Raw genomic sequence first — 24,206 nt, forward strand, 5'->3', positions numbered from 1 at the left:
CGGTTAGATCGGCCGTACCGCTGCCGACGGTCCTGTTGCTGTATTGGGTTCGCGCTCTACTTCCTTGGGGTCATGTGCAAGCAGTTGCCGGCAGCGTGCGTTGTTAACGAGCATCCCGGACAGGTCATCCGGCCGCGACTTTCCGTCAAATTGCACGTCTAACGCTGGGCAATGAGAGCCTTAATGGAAACGTCATAGGAGAACCGCATGTCCGAGAAGCCAAGCATTGTCTTCGCCCACGGCCTTTGGGCCGACGGGTCGTGCTTCAGTAAGGTCATCAATCTTTTGATCGCTGACGGTTACGAGGTCATCTCAACCCAAAACCTTCTAAACACCGTGGCCGATGACGCGTCGGCGGTCAGCACGTCGCTCAATCGCGCGAAAGGGCGGGCGATCCTCGTCGGCCATTCATACGGAGGGAGCGTGATCACTGCCGCAGGGATTGATCCGAGGGTTTCTGCCTTGGTCTATATCTGTGCGCTCGCCCCGGAGGATGGCGAGCCGTCACAGCTCGACCAGAGCAAATATCCAAAAACGCCAATCTTCGACCACGTTGAGGTGGTGGATGGACGGATCTTTCTGCGCCAATCGGGCTTGAAGGATTTTGCAGGCGATATTCCTGAGGCTGAACAGAGGCTCGTCTGGGCCGCTCAGATGGCGCCATTGGCGAACCTGTTCGAGGAGCCCGTGCGAGGTGCGGCATGGAAGTCGAAGCCGACATATTACATTCTCGGTTCCGAAGACCGGACGGTTCATCCGGATCTTCAGCACTTTTTGGCCGAAAGGATGAAAGCAAAGACAACTGTCCTTTCCAGCAGCCATGTTCCGATGCTCTCCCAGCCTGAAGTTGTCTACAAGGTCATCAAAGACGCAGCAGACACGGTCCAGTCGCAGTCTTGACAACGACCGCTCTTCGCGCCGTCCAAGGCAGACGGCGCGAAGTGTTATATTGGAGTTAAGACGTTGCTTGCTGGACGACGGTTTCCACCTTAAGCCTGTGCACCCGGCCGTCGCGAGCAGTCCAGTCGATGGACTGGCCGGATGACAAGCCAATGAGCGCAGCACCGATAGGCGTGAGGATGGATATTTTCCCTTCTGCTATGTCGGCTTGACCAGGGTAGACGAGAGTGACCTGCCTGTCCTCGCCGAGGTCGCTGGTGTATCGCAACGTCGATCCCATACGCACAACGCCGGCTCGCAGCTTTACGTCGTCAACGATATGGGCTCGTTCGAGTTCTACTAAGAGCACTTCGGACACTTCCGGGTTGCGAGTGGCTTGGCTCTCGGCCAATTTCACAAGGCGTTGATGCTCCGAGCGAGCAATTGAGATCGCGGGTTTGCGCGTGGTCTTCGATGCCATGCGGGTACTCCTAGATGGTCTTGGCGGCATGCTTTGCAGCGTGAATTCGAGGATAGCTGGGATTTCTGTCGCTCTGCGTAGTCCGATTCAACAATCGAAACGCGCGCCCCTCGGCAGGCGCGACGCGACCAAGCCGGGGGTCAAGGTCCTGCGATGAGGACGGCTTTCTTCAAGACCATATGGAGACGCGTTATCAGCATGAGACAAGCATCGTCTTGACTGGCGCGGCAGTCAAGACGTGAGTGCGAACTACAATGCCCGGCGCAAAGTGATGACAGTCAACTCTGACGGTCTACCCAGGCGGAGAGCGAACCCTGGCCAAAGACCGGTGCCGTTGTTGACGTAAAGCTTCATGTCTCCGACTTGGTACAAGCCGGAGAAATAGCCATCGTTCGCGCGGGCAACGAGAAGATCCAAGCCGCGGACCATGCCTCCATGAGTGTGGCCGGAAAGCTGGAGTGCCACGCCTCTCGCTGCCGACCTTTTTGCCATCCGCGGTTGATGCTCCATCAGGATGATCGGCGCCCCGGCTGGCGCTCCGTTCAGTGCTCTATCGAGATCAGGTCTTGGGAAAGTCGTGCCGAGAGCCGCGAGATCGGTCACACCAGCAACGACAATTCTTTGTCCGCCGCGTTCGATGACGGCGTGTTGATTGAGGAGCATGCGGATCCCCATCTCCGTGTCATGCTTCATCCATCCCGCGTAGCCGAAGTAGTATTCATGGTTTCCAGGTATCGCGAGAACGCCGTCACGTGCTTTGAGCCCCGCGATTGGTGCAATATCCTCTCGGCGAGCGTCAAGACTGCCATCGATGAAGTCTCCGGTGACAAGCGTAAGGTCCGGCTGGAGCGCATTTGATCGCTTCACCACTTCCTCAGCCCAGGATCTGGGGAACAAACGACTGATGTGGAGATCGGTCAGTTGCAGTACCCGATAGCCTTCGAAGTTCGATGGGAGGTTCGGGATCGCGACTTCGATAGCCTTGAGCGGGGGAAGGCGCACGGCTTGAGTGACTGCAAAGCCGGAGAGACCAAGCGCGACAATCCCTAATGCATACCGGACCTCAGATGAGACGGACGGGGAGGTTCGCTTAACGAGGGCAACGCCGAGCGTAATAATGTCGAGGGCAATCTGGAACAGTGCGAGCATAACGATCGCGCCGAAGAGCACGTTAAAGCCGATAACCAGAGCGCGCGGAAATTCAGGCGAGAAGACCGACCCTGAGGAAATTCGACTGATCAAATGGTATTGAGATGCAATCAGCAGCAGGCCCGCGATGACTATCTTGAGGGGCCATGCCCATGGCAGCGGCATGATGAAACGTAAAGTGATGACGATCCAGGGCAGCCCGAAGACTATGTGAAACATTATGAGCCTATCGAGAGCGATGGGGTGAGCCAGAGAGGCAGGATGGACAAGTGGCGCTTGGTCCCTTCAAAGACAAGGGCAATGTTCCGCCGTTGATGGGCGGGAGCCCCGTTGCTCCCGGTATCGACCGCATGTAGTCTTGCGCTAACAATCTCCTTGCATTTCAGTACCGATTCCATGGCAATCCTCTTCAAGACGACGATCACAGAGAACTCTGCTTTCGCGACGATCGACGCGGCGCTCGCTTCAGGATATCCATATGACGGCTACTTCAATGCCGTAAGTGACGCTGGCGAGACGACGTTGTCTTGGGCGCCCTCGATGAGCGCCGGAGAGTTTCTCGAGCAGGTCAAGGAAATGCTGCGGCTGACTTGGGACGTAGCTCGGTTCTGGATTATCTATGACCGTCACGAAGTGCGCGAAGATCCTGACGTAAATGAGATGCGCAACGCCGCCTTCCGTCTGACCCGCGGGTACAATGGTGTGATCGTCGCCTCACTTAGTCTCCTTGGCAGACAAGATACTGAACACGATCTTGAGCTGGTGTTCGTCTGCTTCGCAGACGACTTCCAACGAAGAAATTTTCGTGTGCGTTATGAAGGGAAGGCGATAACCGATTGAACTTCATTGGTAAAATATAGGAGTATAAACGCAGAGTGGCGAAGGACTTTTGACGGCCCAACTGCGGTAAACGCGCTCCAAGCAGTTTGTTCAATAGTTCGAAATCTTGGCTCGCCGGTCCATCCACACCCTTGGGGAATCCTCGTCGACGACGAGCAGCGCCTATCGCGCTAGTCAACGTCGCACCCCAAACGCGTCGATAAAAAAATGGGCCAGCGTCACCGCGGCCCATAAAGTGTGAAGGTCAATGGACCTCCAGAGGGGAACAGCTGCTGCAACGGAACTGGGAGTAGACCGTCGTGCGCATCAGCTGTGATCGTTTTGCTTGATTTTTGACCATTTGGAAAACATTTATTGTGCATTGCAGCTATGCAGTCGCTGCATCCGAGGCGGCGCAGTTGGGCGATGCGCATCGCGTTGGGCTTTCATCAATGCCTTTGAAAGTCTTCCCTGCCAACTCCTGACCAGTGTCCAAGGAGGCGGCGCGCACCTGGCGGTCGAGGAGTGTCTCGTTGCTAACGTCTTCCCGGTGACGCTTCAGCTATGGGTGTCGGACTTGGGTCAGCGCCTATGCATCGAAGTCCAAACCGAGGGAGCGGAACGGATCCGTCATGACATAGCGTGCGCGATGGCGACGCCAAGAAAAGCACCGCTCGCGCCGGAAATGGCGGCGGCCCAATGAGACAGACCAAGGTCTTGAGCGAGCCAGGCTGCGACGCCAGCGGAGAGGCCTCCAAGGAGAGCAGGGAAGATTTTCTTCATGTTAAAATCAACCTCAGCGATATTAAAGACGAGCTCTTGCGCCTTAGGATAGGAATTCGTAGCGCGACAACAACCTTTCGTCACAGGTCTCTATGGAGAGGTGCGATTTCCGCTTTCGCTTGCGTCTGCTATAGCGCCCATATCCATCAATCTGTGGGGCGCCTGTGAACGACCATTTCCAATCAGTTGACCTGTCCAGAGCGTATCGGCTTGTCAATCATGGACCGACAGTGCTGGTTTCGGCGCGACACGATGGTGTTGAAAATGTCATGACAGCAGCTTGGTGTTGCGGTCTCGATTTCGACCCACCGAAACTCACGATCGTTATCGACAAGAGTGCTCATACCCGCTCGCTCATCGAACGCAGTGGCCAGTTTGTGGTGCAGCTTCCGACCGTCGCGCAGCTCGACCTGGCACAGGCCCTCGGCACGCAAAGCATGCATGATGCACCGGACAAATTGATCAATGCCGGTGTCCGGCTTTTTGAAGTGCCGGGTTCAACCATTCCTTTCGTTGAGGGCTGCTCGGCTTGGCTTAAGTGTCAGCTCGTACCCGAACCCCACATTCAGGATGCCTACGACCTGTTCGTCGGGGAGGTTTCTGCGGCCTGGGCAGATGACAGAGTATTCAGGGACGGACGCTGGCATTTTGAGACGGCTGATCCGAAATGGCGGACAATACACCACGTCGCAGGTGGACATTACTATGCAATCGGCGAAGCGATGAGCGCTGGCTAACAGTGGTCACACGGCGTGGGGTGCCGCCGACGGCTGGTAGTTGGGACGCGACGTCGTCTGACGGTTGACGCGTGAGTTACCTGACGATAACCCGCGTTCCCGGTTGAACCATCTCGTAGAGCTCCTCAACATCCTGCTGGTACATTCGAAAGCAACCGCTTGAAGCGTTTGTTCCGATGGAGGAGGGATCATTGGTCCCGTGGATGCGTAACAAACCATCCGCCAGATAGATTGCACGGGTTCCAAGCGGGTTTTGGGGGCCTGCTTTCACGACCGCCGGAAGTCTCGGGTTCTTTGCCCTCATGCTGGCCGTCGGGCGCCATTCCGGGTGCTCTTTCTTTGAGACCACACGCGTCGTTCCGAACCATTGCTTGCCTTGTCGGCCCACAGCAATCGGGTATGCGAATTCCTCGCCTTGTGACGTTGTGTAGACCAGCGTGTGCTGGTGGGTTGTAATCGTGATCGTGCCGCCAGACGCACGGACGGTGGGCTGTTGAGGCTGTCGGTATGGCGCCTGGTAGCGAGGCTCGTCATACGGCGGTCCTTGATATCGCGGTTCCTGCTCGTCGTAAGGAGGAGGGGGATAGGACCCATATGGATCGTCGTAGCTGTATCCACCGGGGTCGTCATACCCATCATAGGGGACATAGACTTGTGCTCCGGCGTGAACCGCGGTGAGCAGGACAATCGAGAGTATGAAGGCCAATCGTTTCATGCGTGCCCATCCAGTGTATTTGGATGATTGGTCTGAACTCTGTGGCGGCACTATGACGGTCATTGAATGTAGCGGGCGCAGTGGGCACCGGAGCCGGCCGGCCATATGCACGGCCGGAGACGTGGTGAAAGCCCGCCGTCGGAATCATACGGCGGGCAGAAGCGGTATCAGGCAGTTGTAAACAGGTCTGCTGTGAAGTACTTCTCAGGCGACAGCGGATCCTTCACCGTCCCGAAATCCCGAAACATCTTATTGAAGTCGGTCAGCCATTTATTGACCGTCCCGTCCTTCGTGAACGTGTCCAACTCCTGACTTGTCAGCATCTTCCGACTTCTGGCGACCTTCTCCGTCACTTCCCTCGGCGCATTCAGGAAAGACGTGGTCAGCTCGATCGAGTGGTCGAGATTGGCAACCCGGTAGTCCATTGCCTTCTTCATGACACGGAGGAATTTCTTGACGACATCGGGGTTCTGCTCGACGATTTCATTTCGAGCCACGAAGGTATTGATGAACGACGTCTGCGGATAAAAGTCCTCGTTGGAAGCAAGCTCCTTCATGTCTGGAACCCTTGGCTTGATCGTATCAATCAGTGGGTACCAGATGCCGGCAGCCTCGATCTGCTTCGACGTGAATGCCGCAACGATCGTCGACGGATCCATGGGAACCATCTGGATGTCGGAGATCGTCATGCCATTCTTGGCAAGAGCCATTCGCAAGATCATGTCGCCGGACGTTCCCTGCGGCACACCGACCTTCTTGCCCTTAAGCTCTGCGATCGAACTGATCGTCGATTGAACGATAACGCGGTCTGAGAAGCCGATATCGTTGACGCCGACCACCTTCGCCTTGCCACTTGCTGGCAGCCAAAGGGCACCGGGACCAATCGTGCCGAAGTTCAAGCTACCTGCGCCCATTGCCTGGATCTGGATCGGGCCATTTGTGAAAACCTTCACAGAAGGCTCAATGCCTTCCGCTTCCCACAGCTTCTGATCCTTGGCAATCGCCAGCACACTCGCATTTGGAAAATCGGCGATGTAACCAATGCTCATATCGGAAGACTGGGCACTTGCCCGTCCGCCGATAGAAAAGACACTGGCAGCGGCAATGCCGGCAGCCGACTTCAATAAAGTTCGTTTCGTCAGCATGTTCATTCCTCCTTAGACAACTGATGATGCTTTGTTCGATCTATGCGGCGACTGGATGATAGACGGCACGCCAGACCTCGTTTCGTAGCTCCGAAAAAGCCGGCGACAGGCGCATCTCCTCGGTGCGGGGGTAGGGCAGGTCGACGTTGACGATTTTATGCAGGCGGCCAGGCCTCGCTGCCATGACGACCACGCGACGTGCGAGATAGACAGCTTCGTCGACGTCATGGGTGATAAACATCACCGTGCGCCGCTCCTTGCTCCACATGGTCAGCAACTGATCCTGAAGCTGGACGCGGGTAAGGGCGTCCAGGGCACCGAAAGGCTCGTCCATCAGCAGGATCTTTGGGTTGACGGCGTAGGCGCGCGCAATTGCGCAGCGTTGCTTCATCCCGCCAGACAGCATTTTCGGCAGGGCATGAGCGAAATCCGAAAGTCCCACCAGATCGATGAAGTGATCGGCGATCTTGCCGCGCTCGGCCTTTGGATGGCCCGCGATCTGCAGACCAAACTCCACGTTTTGTCGAACGGTCAGCCACGGAAACAGTGCATACTGCTGGAAAATGACACCGCGCTCAGGGCCGGGGCCTTTTACGGGGATGCCATCGACCGTCACCTGTCCGCTCGACGGCATCGTCAGCCCGGCAGCGATATTCATGGCTGTCGATTTGCCACAGCCGGAGGGGCCCACCACCGTGATGAACTCACCATCTTGAATGTCGAGCGACAGGCCTTCAAGCGCGGTGAAAGACGTCTGGCCGGCGATGTCAAACGTCTTCCTAACATTTTGAAACGAGATCTTCGTCGTCATAGCTTCTCCTGCCAGGATGTGAGGACGCTATCGATCGCCATGACGATGCGGTCCATGACGAGACCGAGAACGCCGATCGAAATCAGGCTCACGAAGATCGTCGGAAGATCATAGTAGAGTTGGGCCTGCTGCATGCGGAACCCGAGCCCCGACTGAGCGGCAATAAGCTCGGCCGCAACCACGGTTGCCCACGACGAGCCAAGGCCGATACGCACGCCGACCATGATATAGGGTAGGGACGCCGGTACGATGACCCGCCGGAAGATCGTGAAGTCGTTCGCGCCGAGAACCCTGGCAGCATTGATCAGCGTTTTGTCCACGCTGATGACGCCCTGATAGGTCGCAACCACGCTCGAAAGGAATGAAGCGAGGAAGATGACGAATATCTTCGGCGTCTCTTCAATGCCAAGCGTGACGATCGCCAGTGGAATGATGGCAAGGGGCGGAATTGTGCGAAAGAACTGGACGTACGGCTCGATGATAGCGCGCGCGATACGGTACCAGCCCATCAGGAAGCCAACGGGAATAGCAAGCGCGATGCCAAGGGCAAATCCGGTGAACACGCGAGCAAGGCTTGCCAGGGCGTCCGACCATAGCAGCCCTTGCCGAGCAAGACTGACGGCCGTAACCGCCACTTGAGCTGGAGTTGGCAATCCGACAACACCAAAAGCGGTGACGATCCACCAGGCCGCAATTCCACATACGATACTGATTGCGTTGATGGCCACCATCCCCACGCGGGATCGGAAGAAACTCGACCTCGGCGCCGGGATCGGCGAGCTCACAGCGATACTCATTGCGACCTCCTGTCGGTATGCGCAACACAGCGGAAACCCAGATGCGATGTCGCGCTATCGACCATCTCCGGCTGCCGGGCTGCCGGACGATAGCGCCTGCAATAGCTTGGGGCACATAGATGAGAGCCACCCTTCAGGACCTTGCGCGCGATCTTGATGTTCGGCTGCATCGGATCGAAGCTTGCCTCGGACGGGGAGCGCTGGGATGTCGACGGCTTGCAGCACGACGGTGCTGAGGGGTGGCGTTCTGCCCAGTAGTCGGCAGTCCACTCCCAAACGTTTCCGATCATGTCGAAAAGGCCATACCCGTTCGCTGGATATGATCTGACCGGCGATGTTCCCACTTGCTTGCCATTAGTGTCAGCCATCGGGAAGTTGCCATTCCAGATGTTTGCCATCACCTGGCTGCCAGGCTCGAATTCTTCGCCCCAGCTATAAGCGGCGCCTGGAAGTCCGCCACGCGCTGCAAACTCCCACTCAGCTTCGGTGGGCAAGCGCTTTCCCGCCCAGTCGGCATAGGCGCTCGCGTCGCTGAAGGAAACATGGACCACAGGATGATCAAGCTGAGCGTCTGTCAGCGCGGCTGCCCCGTCGGGCCTGTGCCAACATGCACCTGGAACATAGTGCCACCAGTCACCCCAAAACCGCATCTCGCCCGCATTGCGCGGTGCTTTAAAGACCAGCGACCCCGCGACCAGCATTGCCGGATCTGCTCCGGGGTAGGCTGCAGGATCGGGTGGAACCTCTGCGGTCGTCATATATCCGGTATCATCGACAAAGCGGGAGAATTGCCGATTGGTAACCGGCACGGCGTCGATAAAGAAGTCGCCCACGGTCACATTGCGAACCGGACCCTCTTCCGGGTAAAAGCGGGTTTCACCCATGGCAAATGTGCCGCCCACGATATAGATCATATCCGCAGGCGGTGATGCTTTGCTGGATGCCGATGCTATCGACGAAGAATAGCTCATCGGCTTGCCACCGTCAGGTCTCTGGTCTTGAAGTTCGAGCCGATCAACCAGTCGCGCATCACATCCAAAAGTGCCCGTTTTTGATCCAAGTAGTCAGGAACGTTCCACAGGTTGTTGATTTCCTTCGGATCGTTCAGGAGATCAAACAGCTGGCCGTCATCCGATCCCTTGAAGTGCACCAGCTTCCACCGCTGATCGCGAACTGCCGTCATGAACTCGACGCCGCCTGCCATTGCCACGTCGCCAATCTGTTCGCAAAAGACGTGGGCGCGAGGCTTCCAGTCGTCACCTTCCAATGCGGATCTGAGGCTTTCAGCCTCGAATGTCGAAGGAGGGGTTAACCCCGCATATTCCAGAATGGTCGGCCCGAGATCGAAGAGCTGACACAGTCCGTCGATCGCACGGCCGCCTTCGAACCGGCCTGCAGTGGACCAGATAATCGTCGGTACCCTGGTGACGATGTCATACATCGACCACTTCTGGATCAACCCATGCTCGCCCAGGCATTCTCCGTGATCAGAGGTGAAGATGACGATGGCGTCTTCCAGATAGCCGCGTTCATTGAGAGCTTCGAGCAACTCGCCGATTTTCTCGTCGATAAGCGTCACGTTTCCAAGGTAGTGAGCCCACAGACGGTGCATCTGGTCAGGTGTCGGATCAAGGCTCCACAAGACGGAGTCGTGATCGACTTCGACATCATGCAGCCGCTTGTCCTTCAGTTCCTGGTGGAGGGATGCGAGTTCTTCCTTGGTTGGCTTGGGAAGAGGCAGGTCATTTCGCTTCAGGAATGGTTCGGAATAGCGCGCCGGCGGGTCGAATGGAGGGTGGGGACCGGGGAACCCGACCTGGAGGAACAACGGCTGCGTCACCGGATAGGTGTTGACCCACCACTTTGCCATGTTTCCGACAAACGCATCCGAATGAAGTTGCTCTGGCAGCTCCCAATCGAAGCAGCCAAGGCGTTCAGCATAGTCGTCCCGCTCACGATAGGTCTCCCGCTGCTGCTTTACCAGGCCGTTTGCGGCGAGCGCCTTGTCCCATTCGTCGAAGTACCACCGGCCTTCCATGTACCGGTCCTTGTTCTCAACGACGTAACGCTCGTGAAACCCGGAATCCGCATCATAAGGAATGGTGTGCATCTTGCCTACGTTGACGCAGCGATAGCCTGCATCTCGCAATTGCTCGACCCAGGTATGCTGCCAACGCTGACCGTTCGCCAGGACGCCTGTTGTGTGCGGGTAATAGCCCGTGAAGAGGCTGGCGCGGGACGGAACGCAGCTTGGTGCCGTTATATGGCAGTTCGTAAAGGTCACACCCTTTTCAACCAGCGCATCGAGATTGGGGGTGATGGCATATGGAAAGCCGAGCGCTGCGATCGAATCGTACCGCTGCTGATCGGTCATGATCAAAATGATATTGGGCTTGTTCGCCAATGGCGGCCTCCCGTTTTTCTCCTACCAAGTCGGCGGAGTTTCACGCCACCAACTTGTCTCCTGAGCAAAACGATGGCATAAAGTTACCGTTAACGCAACGGTATCATTTTCGCGGTGAAGCAGGTGGAAGACACGTCAGAGCATCAGGGAAGAGGATCTCCACCGACGCTCGCCTCGGTGGCGGCCATGGTCGGCGTATCGGTAAATACGGTCTCAAGGGCTCTTCGCGCGCCCAACACCGTCCGTACCGAATTACGGCGACAAATCACCAGGGCCATGGATGAACTGAATTACGTGCCAAACAGATTGGCAGGCGGCCTGTCCGGGACGCGATCCGACATTGTGGGTGTCGTCGTCACTTCGCTTTATCACTCCGAATTCGCGTCGATCCTGGACGCACTGCAGTCCGCCCTGCTGAAGAGCAACCTTCAAGTGATGCTCGCAAATACCCGTTACGATCCAGACCAGGAGGTGACACTCGTTCGGTCCATCTTGAGCTGGAGGCCAGCTGCTGTTGCGATCATCGGTGTCGATCATCCCCCCAAGGTAACCGAGCTCCTTCGCGCGTCGGGTGTGCCGATCATCGAGATGTGGGATATTGGCGGTGATATCATCGATACCGCAGTGGGGATGGACCACTTGGCAATTGGCGCGGCACAGGCGTGTCATTTGATCGAGCGTGGCTGTAAGTCGCTGGCGTTCCTAGGCAGTATGCGTGACAACGATGCCAGAGCGCAAAAGCGCGCTGCCGGAGCTGCTCAGGCAATCACAGCCGCTGGATTGGGCGATCTTGTGTTTGCCACCAGGCCGGAAGCCGGAAAGCCAGACCTCGGCGATCATCTCGCAAGGGAATTGCTTTCGAGGCATCCCGGTATCGACGGCATCATTTGCAATAGTGACGTCATAGCATTCGGTGTTTTGCGCGCGCTAAAGGATCTGGGCAAACGCGTGCCCGAAGACATCTCAGTCATCGGCTTCGGCGACAGCGAAGCATCAAGCTGCATGACGCCATCTCTTTCCACCGTCCGACCGGATCGCCAGCGGATTGGCGAAAAGACCGCCGAGGCAATTCTCGCCCGTATCGATGATGAGCCTTCAACGACGATGACGCTCGACTGTAAGCTCGTTGCTCGCGACAGCACTCGTTCGATCTGACGACCAACTGATCCATGGGAGGAACGGGTGTGGCCGATACCAGCAAGACCCCAAACATTGTTTTCATTCTGACAGACCAGCAGCGCTTCGATACGATTGCAGCGGCTGGATTTGACCACATGGTCACGCCGAACCTCGATAGAATGGTGCGCGAGGGGGTGTGCTTCAGCAACATGTATGTCACCTCGCCGTCGTGTGCGCCGTCGCGAGCAAGCCTGTTCACGGGGCTTTACCCCCACACCAATGGTGTGTTTCGCAACGATGAGCGTTGGACCCACAGCTGGGTGCGTCAGTTGGCTGATGCTGGATACCGATGCGTGAATGTCGGCAAGATGCACACGTCGCCCTTTGAGGAGCCCTTCGGGTTCCACGAGCGCCATGTCGTCGAAAACAAGGACCGTGCAACCGATCGCTTGCCGTTCTACCTCGACACCTGGGACAAGGCATTCTGGACGCACGGCCTGGAAAAGCCGAGCCGGGTAACGTACCGCAGGCGGGAAGATTACCGTGAGCGCCTGGGTGCCTTTACCTGGGAACTGCCGGAACATCTCCACTCTGACAACTTCGTACCTGAACTCGCCGCCATGTGGCTGGACCGCTATCAGGGGAAGGAGCCATTCTTTCTGCAGATCGGAATTCCCGGTCCCCATCCGCCTTACGATCCGACTAAGGAGTACCTGGACCTCTATGACGGCCGCCCCCTTCCCATGCCGGTCATAGACCGGGACGCGATCGACCGTCAGCCTTCCGCACTCAAGAAACTTCGAGAACAACATCTGTCTGTCGACCATGATGCGGTCGTCCACCTTCAGAACCCCAGCGATGAGCAACTGCGCCGCCAACGCGAGCATTACTTCGCCAACGTCTCAATGATCGACAACCAGGTTGGAAAGCTGATCGAAGCGCTCGAGCGGCGAGGTGTTCTGGACGAGACGATCATCATCTTCACGTCCGATCATGGAGATTGCCTTAACGACCATGGGCACAGTCAGAAATGGACCATGTACGAGCAGAGCGTCAGGGTGCCTGCAGTCGTCTGGTCCCCGAAAGGTGTTGATCGGGGGCGTCGGGTCGATGACCTGGTGTCGCTCTTCGATTTCGGACCGACAATACTGGAGCTTGCAGGGCTTTCCGTACCACGCTGGATGGAGGCTCGGTCGCTCATGCCTTATCTCCAGGGTGAAGAGGTCACGCCGCGGCAGTTCGTCTACTGCGAACATGCAGGCGACCGCATTTTGAGCGGCACCGAGTTCATGACGATGATCCGCGATAGCCGCTACAAGCTGGTCCACTTCGTTGAAAACGACGAAGGACAATTGTTCGATCTCCAGGAAGATCCACTGGAGATCAACGATCTGTGGAACGATCAGGACCATCAAGGGATCAAGCAGGGGCTGATCACCGAAATCCTCAAATGGCGGATCAGGAGCGACCTGAAGACACAGGGGTGGACGCAGGCCATCGCTTCCGAAATTGGAGTTCACACGCCGGGAGGAACCTCACGCAATGCAAGATAGTCCCTTTACGCGCTATCGAAGCCTTGAAGAGCGGGTGGTGCTCGTCACCGGCGGCGGCAGTGGCATCGGAGCAACGCTCGTAGACGCTTTCCTCGCACAGGGCTCGCGGGTCCACTTTATCGATTTCGATCAAGGCGCCGGGCAAAATGTGTCGACTGAAGTCGGCGGCACATTCCATCATTGCGATCTGCGCGACATCAATGCGCTTCGTCGCGTCATTTCTCAAATCGAAGAGATGGAGGGAGCAATCGACGTTCTCGTCAACAATGCCGGCAATGACGACAGACATGACATGTTTGCAGTGGAGCCGGATTATTGGCGCGATCGCCTTGCTGTCAACCTCGACCATCAGTTCTTTGCCGCTCAAGCTGTCTCGGCCGGGATGAAACGGCGAGGGCAGGGTTGTATTTTGTTCACGAGCTCGACCTCCTTCATGAAAGGTCGCCCGGGAATGGTCGCCTACACGACTTCAAAGGCAGCAATCATTGGCTTGAACAAGACGCTTGCCAGAGAGCTGGGTGCAAGTGGGGTTCGCGCGAACTGCATTATCCCGGGGGCGATATCCACATCGCGCCAGGATGCACTTTGGCGAACGTCCGAGGGTGAAGCTGAAATCATGAAGATGCAGGCGATCAAGATCAGGTTGGTTGCTCGCGACGTCGCGGCGATGGCGTTATTCCTCGCATCCGACGATGCTCGGGGATGTACAGGAGCACAGTTCCTCGTTGATGCCGGAATTACATGACAAAAAAACGGGGATGCAGGTCGCGAGGGCATCCGCTCTGCCCGACACCTTTGTCGGCAATAAAGGCCGGTGGCACATTCTCATCCATACGCGCGCACCTCATCTGCTCGCGTCTGGACGCCTGCCGACTTATCGCTCGAGAGCAAATGGTAACGTCGCACTCAAGTGCCGCTGGGTTGAGCCATAGCGGTGGCAAGCAAGGCCTTGAAGTGAACCGAGATGCGGCCATCCCGGCTCGCATCCTCTGCCTCCCAGCCGAACTTCCATGCATCGTGGCGCGCAAGCCAGTCTTCAAGCGCGGCTGTATCACCAGCTGGCCTTCGATCGGGCGCTAGATACGGATTTTCGTAGGCGTTCAGGCCGAGAACGCGCGCACGCGCACCCGCTTCCTGAAGGTCGATCAGTTCCTCGATTGTCAATCAAAATTCCGCCGTGACGATGCACTTTAGCATTGACCGGCCTGTTCGCAAGCTCGTGCTAATGGAACCTTTCGGGATGGTTACCATCGCGGTTGCTCAAGTCTCGCGCATGGAGTGCTTCAGCCGTTGGTCGCGCATTCGGCACCGTTAACGCCGGTCACGACCATCGAACTGATCATTTTTCCGATCTACGCTGCATGGTTGCCGAGCTTTGCTGCGATCTCGGCAGCTTCCAGTCTGGCTGATGTCTTGTAGGGGTAGTGCTTCCAGCACCACCATTCCTGACGATCCTCATTGCAAAATCCAAACCCCGCCCAATCGCCACAATGGCATTTGCGTGCGACGAGTTTTGGTGCGTGCTGAAGCACCTTGCGATGGATGTCACTCATGGACGTTTCCTCTTCGGCAGTGGCAGGATTGGTTGGAACAGACCGAAGCTCACTCTTATAGAACTTGACCGGCTGCGATTAGAATACGGTGGAAGGCACGTGCGGTGGCATCGATGTCTTCGCTGCAATCAAACCAGATTGGCACGGGAGCTGCGTTCTGGGAGCCGATTTCGCTGAAGAGGCCACATGCTCGGCCGCCAGCTGGATCGCGCGCTATCTCGAAATAGCCAATTGGCCCGCCAGACTCCATGTCGAAGACGTTCGCCGAATATAGTTGCCAGTCGCGGCTATCGGCTTTCACGATGACGATAGCCATGAGCCTGGGATGGATCTCGGCCAGTGTAGCCGTAGTTGGGGGCGTCCAATACGTTCCGGTTATTTCATCGGTCCGCAGACGCCTGATTGGTAATGATGTCATATCGGCCGTCCTCTTTTTGAACAAGGATGTTCCTATTATGTTCTCATAACTGGTGAAGTCAACATGTTTAGGTAAGGGCGAGCAACCGACCCGCTAGTGCCCCGCGAAACCGGCGCCCCGGACCGCGCGCAATTCCGAAATAGACGACCTTAGAATCCGATCTGGACGGAGCTAGCTTCCGGATTGGCCGACGCTGCATTCCGGATTGGACGGATGTTGCTTCCGGATCAGACGAGAGCAGCTTGGCGAAGGAGTGCCGATTAGGATTCGCGTTCGCAACGACGACAAACTTTATCCGAGAGGTGACGAAGGGTCGGCGAGTGCGCGCTGGCGTTTTGAAGCCGCGCTGTTACCCATTTCACGCATGACTGTGCTGTCTAGGCGGCATGGGTACGGCCTTGCCACCGCCACTTTCGATGGCCATCTGGTGGATACGGACAGGTCAATGTCCTTGAATGTCTCCACAACAACGAAGAAATCGTCCGCAAAGCACACGTTTTGCAACGGCGAAACAATGGGTGGCACAGATGACCGCACGCACATTGAACGAAATGACAGCTATCGAGCGAGCGAATATGATGTTGCTCGTTGCGCAGGCGCTGGAAAGCGTTGCGGAAGATGCTGACGAAGTTGGCGACACCCAGTCGGCCCGTAACGCAGCCTATCTAGCAGGCTCGATCCGGGGCTGTGGTACCGGACCAACAACCGAAAACTTCAGGGCAGCCGAGATACTCCTCGAGCAGGGGATCAGCTACGTCGCCAGTGTTTCCGAGCGGCTTGAGCAATTCAAGGGGCCGGGTGACGACGTTGGATCGCATGGCGAAATTCCAGGCGGATCGGCCGCAGCATCGCAAACCCACCATTGATCTGCTGCAGATGACTTCGGCAGGATGATCATCCTGGGAGGGGCCAATTCCCATTGAGTGCCGGAGCCTGTCCGTTTCGCTACTGGCTCGCCTCTGCGCCGGGGCTTTGGCAATCGCTCCAGCTTGTTTGCCGCATCCCCTGCGATCAAAGCATTTAAATCCACGGGCGAGGGGAGGCTATCACCCCGCCCCGATCATCGCTCACCTCTTGGCGATGCTCACGATTTGGCCTCCACGGTGGGATTGCCTGGCTGCCGTTGCAGACGGGAAATTAACCGCACTCACCAAAATGGAATGCCGCGGTAACCCGCCCGAAACCGACAAGCACTATGACAGGCGTCCAGAAAGCCCAGGATGCCAGAATTGACCACACGCTTCGCTCACCTAAAGCTGGTAGGACCAGCGCTCATCTTGACGGCGATCGTCATCGCAGGATTGGCAGCTATCCCTTCATTAGGTGTCGCCAGACTGGACGCCGAAAGCCGCCAGCGCCAGGAGACGCTGGTCAAGCGAAACATCGCCGTATGGACATCCGACCTCGAATTCGCACTGACGGCCTGGACGATCTGGGACGAATCGATCGCAAAACTCGACAACACATTCGACCCCGAATGGGCCGACCGCAACATCGGCCAATCGTTGATCGGAACCTCCAGGACCCGTTTTGCAGCAATCCTCAACGCAGACGACGCCCTGATCTATTCGAGGACCGCCGATGAGATCAAGGACCGGGCATTCTTCGCCCGCGGACCTCAGGTCATCGTGGATGATGCCCGCGTTCTCGTCGAACAAGTCAGGTCCGCGGAGGCCAAATCGAGGCCCACCGGCATCCCAAGCCCCATAGCATTCAGCAAGGTCGAAGTCGTGGACAACGACGCGGTCATGCTTACGGCCAGCCTTTTTCAGTCCGACTTCCATACGTCTGTCCCGCGCAGCAGTCGTGCTCCCGTTCTCGTATCCGCGGTCCCGATCGCCGGGAGCCTTCCTGAATTCCTTGGCAATCGCTTTGTGCTTGACGATCCTACCGTCGGCCCCCTGGGCACGGTTGCATCGGACCGGGCTCGCGTGGAAATAGCGACGCGACCGGACGGACAGACAGAGGTGCTCTCGTGGCGATCGCCGACGCCCGCAAAGGACCTTCTTCGTCAGTCACTGCCGTTGGCGATCGTGGTAACGGTGGTCCTTGTTGCCGGCGGCCTGTTTTCGCTCAGGCTTTCGAGGAAGGCCATTAGCTCGATTTTGGAATCCGAGCAGCGCATGCGCCATGCTGCAACGCATGACTTCCTGACCGGGCTGGCAAACCGGGCGCTATTGGCACCCGAATTCGAGCGACTGCGTTCGCAGTGTCCGATGACGGTCGTGTGCATCGATCTCGATGGCTTCAAATCCGTGAACGATGGGCACGGACATGCGGCAGGTGACGAACTTCTCCAGCAGGTTGCTCAGCGCCTTGGCGGCGGATGCAAGGAAGACGACGTCGTCTTCCGCCTGGGTGGTGACGAATTTGCCGTCCTTATGCCCAATATTCCGCTCCTTGATGCAGATTGGCATTGCCGCCGCCTGTCCTGGATTCTTTCGCAGCCGTATTTGCTGTCCGCCGCCAAGGTAGTGATCGGTGCATCGTTTGGAATTGCTGACGTCACAAACGCAAGTCGCGAAAGCTGCGAAGAGGTTCTGCGACGGGCCGACCGCGCTTTGTATGAGGCCAAGGCTTCCGGTCGCGGCGCAGTGGTTGCATCGACGACATATGAGCTTTCCGTGGCTGTCGGTTAGGCCGCCGGCCCTGCTGCCATCTCACCGGCGTCGAGACGATTTCTCCTACCGGCAGGCGCCAACTTCCTCCTGAATGACGAAGCGGACAGCCGTTTGGGTTGCTCGTATAGGGTGTCGCGCCGGGTTTTTATCTGGGAAGGCCCTTGGTTCGACATTAAATGGTGACGTCACGTCAAACGTGTGTGCACCCACACGCGGAAAACGCCATCCACCGTCCATCGCCCGATCGCCTACCTTAACCGAACCGTAAACATCCTCGAAGACACCGCGCTCGACCCCAAACTGCAAGAGGTGACGAAAGCGGAGTTTACCCTACATCCTCGCTAGCAGGTTGTCGCAGGTAAGAAATGTCTTGCTGCTATTTTTGATATGTTAAAAGAGTGGCTGCTAATGTATGCACTTTAAAAGTGCTTTGTCGTCCTGAGTCTATGTTCGGAAAGTGACAGGAGCCGCCGACGAATGACAGAACCCCAATCCAACTGGTCGGCGTCCGCGCCGGACACGGACCGCACGGGGAACACCAACAGGGTCGATATTTTTGATCGACATCTGAATCTCGTTGATGCTTCGACCATTTTCACCAAAGTGATGAACGTCACACCCACGATATCGCTCGAGCAACGATATCCGCATTTGGATAGGGCTGATATCCTCAGATACCTCAAGGAAGGGAAGCAAGAGCCCCTTCGGCTTGCTCGCGATCTTGGCAATGGCCGATTGATTGACGTTACGGTCTTCGCGATCGGTCATCTCGTTGGACTGATCGAAGCTGACCGCCCCATGGAAACTGAAGATCGCTCGACGCTACTCCATCAGGCAACGCATGATCCGTTAACCGGGCTACCCAACCGCCGCCAGTTCTCATCTGACCTTTCCCAGGCTCTGCGGGCCATAAGTGGCCCTGCCGATAACGTTGCCTTGATGCAGCTGGATCTGGACGACTTCAAACCGGTCAACGATACACTCGGTCATCCGGCAGGCGATAAATTGCTTCAGCTTGCCGCCGGCAGGATCGCAAGCTGCCTCGGCCACAATGAGCGGGCATACAGGCTGGCTGGAGACGAATTTGCAGTCATTTCCATCGGACAAGGCCACTCCGGTCAAAGTCGTGAACTCGGCGAACGACTGGTAAGCGCGTTCAAAGCGCCCTTCACGTTGGATGGGATCGCGGTTTTTGTGGGGATCAGTATCGGAATTGCCTTGGCACCGAGAGATGGCAGCGATCCGGAAAAGCTGATGAAAGCGTCTGACGTCGCTCTTTACGCGGCCAAGACAGAAGGACGTGGACGCGCAAGCGCGTTCGAAGCAAACATGCTCCATGTCATCGAACAGCGCGAAATGCTTCGGCGAAGCCTGCGCATGGCTTTGGAAAAACATCAGTTTTCGATCGACTATCAGCCTATCGTGGGAAGCAAGGGGATTGCGGGTTTCGAGGCGCTTCTCAGGTGGGATCATCCACTATTGGGCACTATTCCTCCGTCTGTCTTCATTCCTATTGCCGAAAACGACGGTTTGATGCCCGAGATCGGCTCATGGGTCTTGGAGCAAGCCTGTCGCGAGGCGCTTGAATGGCCAGAGGAATTCACTCTTGCCGTGAACGTGTCTCCCGCCGAGTTTCTCACAGACGGGCTGACCGATCGCATATCGCAGACACTTGACGAGATAGGCCTGGCGGCGGACCGTCTCGAGGTGGAGATCACGGAGGGCGTTCTGCTCGAACGTACGGTCGACAATCTCGACACACTCAATACGCTCAGTGTCCTGGGAATCCGCATCTCGCTCGACGATTTCGGGACGATGTACTCCTCGCTGAGCTACCTCAAAAACTTTCCGTTCGATACGATCAAGATAGACAAATACTTCGTTTCAGATCTGGAAAACAATTCAAAAAGCCAGGCCATTGTCCGATCCGTGATCGTGCTGGCGCATGACCTGGAAATGGTTGTCACAGCAGAAGGCGTTGAGACGCCCGCGCAGGTCCAATGGTTAAACAGCCACGGATGTGATCGTATCCAGGGATATGTGATCAGCCCGCCGCTCCAGGTCAATGCGATGAAGAGCTTCCTGGCGACGATGAACCAGGGCCTTGGGTCACCACCTTTCTTGAGCGAGAAAGCCGGCCAAGATCGATCTGGAATGAACATCGAAACCTCAACCTGATGTGGCGTGGAGCTCTTTATGGCAGCAGTCGCGGTCGCGAAGTCTGAAAGCAGCTACGGCCCAATGGCGACATTGGAGCTCGATGCCGCTCTGCTCCAGTCACAATGGGAACTTTGCGACAAAGTTGCAGACTATCTATCGCACATTGTGGGCCAGCTACATGGCGATCCGGCACGCTATTCGAACTTCATGTCAGTGACGGTCAACGAGCTTGTCGAACTGGCGTTTAAGACCTCAGCCGTGACGGGGCCCGTAAAGTTCGAACTCTACAGGGAGGTCGGGCTTGTTCGCATCAAATTGAGCTTTCATTGCGCAGCCGATGCCCGGGCTGCCATCTGCATGGGGCTTGATGGTAGAGCGCAGAAAGCAGCGCTGGCTCAAGATCTCGGTCGCGTCATCATCAATGACGTATCCCGCCTTGCAGGCTTCGCGGATGTTTGTCAGGTCCAATTGGCCGCGGCAGAGGAAGCACCTGACGGAATAGCCCTTACGGCGGGGTTCCTCTGGCACGAGGAGCAGCCGTGAATCCCAACGCATCCCAGTTCGCAGCAAGTTTCGATCCCACAAATCAAGAAGTGGCCCTCGTCGGGAAGCTGAGGCCGCAATCCTCGGCACAGATCAAGGATGTTCTTCGCCTCGTGGTCGAAAGCTTCGGACGCTGCGACGGAGTTGCCTACCTCAATGTAAAACGCCTGACACAGATCAATGTCACCGCCTTCGAGGCGTTGAGGACTTGCCTCGTTTCGGTTCGCGCAGAGCTGCGGATCGTCATTGTAACCTCCAGCGTGATTTCATGGTCCACCAGGCTGTTCCAGACGCTCGCGGAGACAGGGCAAAACCTCGCCGTAGAGGTCTACGACTCCGCCTTTTACCCGGGGCAAGATTTTGTAGAAGATGAGAGCTTCATCCCAATTCTGCGGACCCAGACCAAAATGACCTGGCGACACGAGCGTCACATGCTTCCACGCCATGGTCTCGAAACTGGCGCAAAAATCGCCGACATCTGTTGCGGCATCGGCGATTTCGCCGCGTTGGTACACAAGGAGTTCGCGCCCGCCCGCATAGTCGCACTTGATCATTCAAAGCGAAGCCTTGAATATGCGCGTCGCGTTGCCAAGGAGTTCGGCCTGACGGAGGTCGAGTATGTCTATGGCGACGCCTCCCAAATGCTCCTGGCCGACGATCAGTTTGATTTCGTGACCTGTCGTCACTCTCTCCAGATCTTTGATCGGCCCGAGATCCTGTTGCGCGAGCTTTACCGCATATGTCGCCCAGGCGGCAGGGTCTACATTACCAACGAAAAGAACTCCCATTGCCTCGGCGAGCCGCACGCCGAATCAATTGCCTGGACATACGCCGAGGTTGCGAAACTTTTCGCCCATTTCGACATGGACGTGGAGATGGGCCCCAAGAGCCGGCGGCTGCTGACCGAGGCTGGATTTGAAGACATCAAGGTTGAGAGTTTCATGGTCACCAACATGGATGGTGATCCTCAGGATTTTGCGGACGTGATCGAGGCCTGGGAAAACGTCTATGCCGGTGAGATGGCCGTGCGCAGAGGCGATACGCCCGAGTTTATCAGGAGATTCAGGCAGGGCTTCGTCGACCATCGAACAGCAGCACTACATCCCAAAGGCTATGCAGGCTGGCCCATCTGGGCGGCTTCAGCCAGAAAGCCTCACTGATGGATCAGACAACCGCTAAGCCCTCGATACGCTGGGGTTCATTTCGAGCCAAGTTCGTTCTTCTGGTCGGCGGCGCTGTCTTGTTTGACCTTGTTGTCAGCGGCGGGCTTGCTCTTTGGAACGTTCAACGGCTCTCTCGCGATGCCGCGACCGAGGTCGGCCATGGTCTGGAGAGTGCCAGCCAGGACTACCTGCAGTCATATGCGAGTTCGACCGCATCGCAGGTCTCGCTACTCATCGATCAAGTCCATAGCGACGTGACGGTCCTTGCCGGGATCATGCAGAACCAGATCGCGGACCCAGCACTGGCTGCTAAGATCGGGATGTCTGCGGCGATGGCCTACCCGGGAAGTACTCGGGTCACATATGACCCGAAAGGCCGGTGGGCGCAAAACGCCCCCGGTGCCGCCTCCGTGGTCAGTGTCTGGGGTTATCTCTTGGGTCAGGATCATTTGCCTCGACCGGACGTTCAGGCGGAAATCGACACCAGCGCGGTTTTGGACATTGTGGCTCCCAGTCTCTTGAGAAGTGGCTCGTCAAAGCTGCAGATGTATTACATCGGGCCCAAGGAGCGGCCCATTTTCCGCACATCACCCTATACGGACCAGGCACAGACTTTTGATCGCCTTTATCCGGGGCATAACGATGCCAATTTCTGGGAGTTCTTTTTTCCAGGACTTTATGAATCATGGCAGGCTTGGGCGATAGACCCCTCGACGCGACCGACCGCCTCCGACATCACGCAAACGGCGCCCTACACGGATGCAATTACCGGCAAGCTGATCGTCAGCTTCTTTCATCCCCTATGGACAGCCGACAGGAAGAATGTCGTCGGTACGGTCGGCGCGGACATCACGCTCGATCAACTGGCGCAGATCGTCGAAAACGTCAAAGTCGCGCAGAGTGGTTTTGGTTTCCTGGCGATGTCCGATGGCAACGTCATCGCGATCAACAAGACGGGCGAAAACACAATCGGGGTGAATGCCGCCAGCGAAGGTAAGGGGAGCGGCGTTACCGGCGTCGAGAGGTCGCTCAGAACAAGTACACAGCCGGCTATCGCGAAACTGGCCCTCAATCAACAAGAGGGGATCCAACATCTGCTCCTCAATGTCGATGGAAACCAAGTGCCGTTCATGCTCATCATGAAGAAGCTGCCTGCGACCAACCTGTGGTCGACGGGGCCGGTGCGATCGGAAACCATGTCGCTTGGCATCGTGGTTCCGGAACAGGAAATTTACGCCTCTCTTGTCACCGCACAGAGCAAGATCACCGATGCTACAAACAGGATCGTTGCCTACCAGATATTGGCGATCCTCGGATCGCTGCTGATCGTCACCGTGGCAGTCCTTGCTGCATCGAAGCGAATAACCGCTGGCGTCAGTGCACTTGCCAGCGCCGCGCAAAGGATTCAAGCCAAGGACTACTCGGCACGCGTGGCCGTAACCAGCCGTGACGAGGTTGGCGCAGCCGCCGAGGCGTTCAACAAGATGGCAGAGGATATCAGCTTCCATACCGAAAACCTGGAACAACTGGTCGAGGAACGTACCGCCGAAATCGAGGACGCCAAGGAGGAAATTTCCGCTCTCAACGCCCAGCTTGAGAGGGAAAACCGCCGCCTGGGTTCAGAGTTGGCGGTTGCCGAGCGGATCCAGATGATGGTTCTCCCCTTGGAGGCGGAGTTAAAATCCGCGCGAACGCTTGAAGTGGCCGCCTACATGCGAGCCGCAGACGAGGTTGGCGGCGACTACTACGACGTTCTCGAAAGCGGTGACCGTCTGAAGATCGGCATCGGTGACGTCACCGGTCACGGCCTGGAAAGCGGCGTTCTAATGCTGATGGTGCAGTCCGTCGCAAGAGCGCTTCAGGAAGCGGGAAACACCGACCCAGTGAAGTTCCTGACCGACTTGAATAGCGCCCTTTACAAAAACATCGAGCGAACCAAGATCGACAAGCACGTCACGCTGGCCTTTCTCGATTACGATGGCAAGGAGATGATCCTGTCCGGTCAGCATGAAGAAGTGATCGTGATCCGCTCCAACGGTACGCTCGAACGGATCGACACCATGGATCTCGGCCTCCCGATCGGACTTGAAGCTGATATTTCTCCGTTCGTAAATTCGATCAGAATTCCGTTCGAACAGGATGATATCATTGTACTTCATACCGATGGCGTGACGGAGGCCGAAAACAGCGCCGGGGAGCTGTTCGGAATAGATCGCCTTTGCGCGGAGGCCTTGCGCTTGAAAGACAAAAGTGCCGACGCAATTGTCTTGGGGATCACGAATACCCTGATGGAATATGTGGGATCTCACAAGATCCACGACGATATCACGCTTCTCGTACTGAGGCATAGGTGAGG

General features: G+C 56.9%; 23 protein-coding genes. 12 read left to right on the forward strand and 11 right to left on the reverse strand.

From position 1 onward, the window contains the following. Window positions 1–207: 207 nt before the first annotated feature. Entirely contained in the window at window positions 208–900 is a 693-nt protein-coding gene (locus tag QTL96_RS13055; protein ID WP_289727951.1) for an alpha/beta hydrolase, read from the forward strand. A 55-nt stretch (window positions 901–955) separates the two neighbouring features. On the opposite strand, the gene rnk is transcribed toward QTL96_RS13055, so the two are convergent. Beyond that, window positions 956–1,360, reverse strand: a complete 405-nt coding sequence (rnk, locus tag QTL96_RS13060) for a nucleoside diphosphate kinase regulator (protein WP_289727952.1) — start codon at window positions 1,358–1,360, stop codon at window positions 956–958. A gap of 249 nt (window positions 1,361–1,609) precedes the next feature. Next, on the reverse strand, window positions 1,610–2,728 hold the full coding sequence (locus QTL96_RS13065; protein WP_289727953.1) for a metallophosphoesterase: 1,119 nt from the start codon (window positions 2,726–2,728) through the stop codon (window positions 1,610–1,612). A 177-nt stretch (window positions 2,729–2,905) separates the two neighbouring features. Here QTL96_RS13065 and QTL96_RS13070 point away from each other — a divergent pair, with 177 nt between their 5' ends. After that, window positions 2,906–3,349 carry a hypothetical protein gene (locus tag QTL96_RS13070; protein WP_289727954.1) on the forward strand — a complete coding sequence of 148 codons (444 nt, stop codon included), beginning with the start codon at window positions 2,906–2,908 and terminating at the stop codon, window positions 3,347–3,349. A 926-nt stretch (window positions 3,350–4,275) separates the two neighbouring features. Next, window positions 4,276–4,848, forward strand: coding sequence for a flavin reductase family protein (locus QTL96_RS13075; RefSeq protein WP_289727955.1), 573 nt, complete (start codon window positions 4,276–4,278; stop codon window positions 4,846–4,848). A 76-nt stretch (window positions 4,849–4,924) separates the two neighbouring features. On the opposite strand, the gene QTL96_RS13080 is transcribed toward QTL96_RS13075, so the two are convergent. The 6 genes from QTL96_RS13080 to QTL96_RS13105 all read right to left on the reverse strand — a co-directional run bounded on the left by QTL96_RS13080 (window position 4,925) and on the right by QTL96_RS13105 (window position 10,720). Continuing rightward, on the reverse strand, window positions 4,925–5,563 hold the full coding sequence (locus tag QTL96_RS13080; RefSeq protein ID WP_289727956.1) for a L,D-transpeptidase: 639 nt from the start codon (window positions 5,561–5,563) through the stop codon (window positions 4,925–4,927). Window positions 5,564–5,730: 167 nt separating this feature from the next. Next, on the reverse strand, window positions 5,731–6,714 hold the full coding sequence (locus QTL96_RS13085; RefSeq protein ID WP_289727957.1) for an aliphatic sulfonate ABC transporter substrate-binding protein: 984 nt from the start codon (window positions 6,712–6,714) through the stop codon (window positions 5,731–5,733). A 34-nt stretch (window positions 6,715–6,748) separates the two neighbouring features. After that, window positions 6,749–7,519 (reverse strand): ABC transporter ATP-binding protein, encoded by a 771-nt coding sequence (locus tag QTL96_RS13090; RefSeq protein ID WP_289727958.1) that lies wholly within the window; start codon window positions 7,517–7,519, stop codon window positions 6,749–6,751. Further along, window positions 7,516–8,316 carry an ABC transporter permease gene (locus QTL96_RS13095; protein WP_289727959.1) on the reverse strand — a complete coding sequence of 267 codons (801 nt, stop codon included), beginning with the start codon at window positions 8,314–8,316 and terminating at the stop codon, window positions 7,516–7,518. The genes QTL96_RS13090 and QTL96_RS13095 overlap by 4 nt, the downstream gene beginning before the upstream one ends. After that, window positions 8,313–9,287, reverse strand: coding sequence for a formylglycine-generating enzyme family protein (locus QTL96_RS13100; protein ID WP_289727960.1), 975 nt, complete (start codon window positions 9,285–9,287; stop codon window positions 8,313–8,315). Before QTL96_RS13100 ends, QTL96_RS13095 begins: the two co-directional genes overlap by 4 nt. Next, the gene (locus QTL96_RS13105; RefSeq protein WP_289727961.1) at window positions 9,284–10,720 is read right to left on the reverse strand and encodes a sulfatase-like hydrolase/transferase; all 1,437 of its coding nucleotides are present in this window, start codon (window positions 10,718–10,720) and stop codon (window positions 9,284–9,286) included. The genes QTL96_RS13100 and QTL96_RS13105 overlap by 4 nt, the downstream gene beginning before the upstream one ends. Before the next feature lie 123 nt (window positions 10,721–10,843). Here QTL96_RS13105 and QTL96_RS13110 point away from each other — a divergent pair, with 123 nt between their 5' ends. The 3 genes from QTL96_RS13110 to QTL96_RS13120 are packed head-to-tail and all read left to right on the forward strand — an operon-like array spanning window position 10,844 to window position 14,137. Beyond that, entirely contained in the window at window positions 10,844–11,875 is a 1,032-nt protein-coding gene (locus tag QTL96_RS13110) for a LacI family DNA-binding transcriptional regulator (protein WP_289727962.1), read from the forward strand. Between the two features lie 29 nt (window positions 11,876–11,904). Beyond that, window positions 11,905–13,392, forward strand: coding sequence for a sulfatase-like hydrolase/transferase (locus QTL96_RS13115; RefSeq protein WP_289727963.1), 1,488 nt, complete (start codon window positions 11,905–11,907; stop codon window positions 13,390–13,392). Beyond that, window positions 13,382–14,137 (forward strand): SDR family oxidoreductase, encoded by a 756-nt coding sequence (locus tag QTL96_RS13120; protein WP_289727964.1) that lies wholly within the window; start codon window positions 13,382–13,384, stop codon window positions 14,135–14,137. The genes QTL96_RS13115 and QTL96_RS13120 overlap by 11 nt, the downstream gene beginning before the upstream one ends. Window positions 14,138–14,298: 161 nt before the next feature. Here the strand turns inward: QTL96_RS13120 and QTL96_RS13125 are convergent, their stop codons facing one another. The 3 genes from QTL96_RS13125 to QTL96_RS13135 form a co-directional block, all read right to left on the reverse strand. Further along, the gene (locus QTL96_RS13125; protein ID WP_289727965.1) at window positions 14,299–14,556 is read right to left on the reverse strand and encodes a CrpP-related protein; all 258 of its coding nucleotides are present in this window, start codon (window positions 14,554–14,556) and stop codon (window positions 14,299–14,301) included. Between the two features lie 188 nt (window positions 14,557–14,744). After that, window positions 14,745–14,945 (reverse strand): hypothetical protein, encoded by a 201-nt coding sequence (locus QTL96_RS13130; protein ID WP_112943651.1) that lies wholly within the window; start codon window positions 14,943–14,945, stop codon window positions 14,745–14,747. A 55-nt stretch (window positions 14,946–15,000) separates the two neighbouring features. Next, window positions 15,001–15,387 carry a hypothetical protein gene (locus QTL96_RS13135; protein WP_289727966.1) on the reverse strand — a complete coding sequence of 129 codons (387 nt, stop codon included), beginning with the start codon at window positions 15,385–15,387 and terminating at the stop codon, window positions 15,001–15,003. Between the two features lie 503 nt (window positions 15,388–15,890). Between QTL96_RS13135 and QTL96_RS13140 the strand changes: the two genes are divergently transcribed. From QTL96_RS13140 to QTL96_RS13165, 6 genes are all read left to right on the forward strand, one after another. Next, window positions 15,891–16,229, forward strand: coding sequence for a hypothetical protein (locus QTL96_RS13140; RefSeq protein WP_289727967.1), 339 nt, complete (start codon window positions 15,891–15,893; stop codon window positions 16,227–16,229). 411 nt (window positions 16,230–16,640) lie between these two features. Continuing rightward, window positions 16,641–18,002: a diguanylate cyclase gene (locus tag QTL96_RS13145; protein WP_289727968.1), complete on the forward strand. Its 1,362-nt coding sequence runs from the start codon at window positions 16,641–16,643 to the stop codon at window positions 18,000–18,002. 459 nt (window positions 18,003–18,461) lie between these two features. Then, window positions 18,462–20,162, forward strand: coding sequence for an EAL domain-containing protein (locus QTL96_RS13150; RefSeq protein WP_289727969.1), 1,701 nt, complete (start codon window positions 18,462–18,464; stop codon window positions 20,160–20,162). Between the two features lie 18 nt (window positions 20,163–20,180). Next, window positions 20,181–20,687: a hypothetical protein gene (locus QTL96_RS13155; protein WP_289727970.1), complete on the forward strand. Its 507-nt coding sequence runs from the start codon at window positions 20,181–20,183 to the stop codon at window positions 20,685–20,687. Beyond that, the gene (locus tag QTL96_RS13160) at window positions 20,684–21,847 is read left to right on the forward strand and encodes a class I SAM-dependent methyltransferase (RefSeq protein WP_289727971.1); all 1,164 of its coding nucleotides are present in this window, start codon (window positions 20,684–20,686) and stop codon (window positions 21,845–21,847) included. The genes QTL96_RS13155 and QTL96_RS13160 overlap by 4 nt, the downstream gene beginning before the upstream one ends. Beyond that, window positions 21,847–24,204, forward strand: coding sequence for a SpoIIE family protein phosphatase (locus tag QTL96_RS13165; protein ID WP_289727972.1), 2,358 nt, complete (start codon window positions 21,847–21,849; stop codon window positions 24,202–24,204). Before QTL96_RS13160 ends, QTL96_RS13165 begins: the two co-directional genes overlap by 1 nt. Window positions 24,205–24,206 lie beyond the last annotated feature (2 nt).

It is taken from the genome of Rhizobium sp. S163, from assembly GCF_030380805.1.
Classification (GTDB): domain Bacteria; phylum Pseudomonadota; class Alphaproteobacteria; order Rhizobiales; family Rhizobiaceae; genus Rhizobium.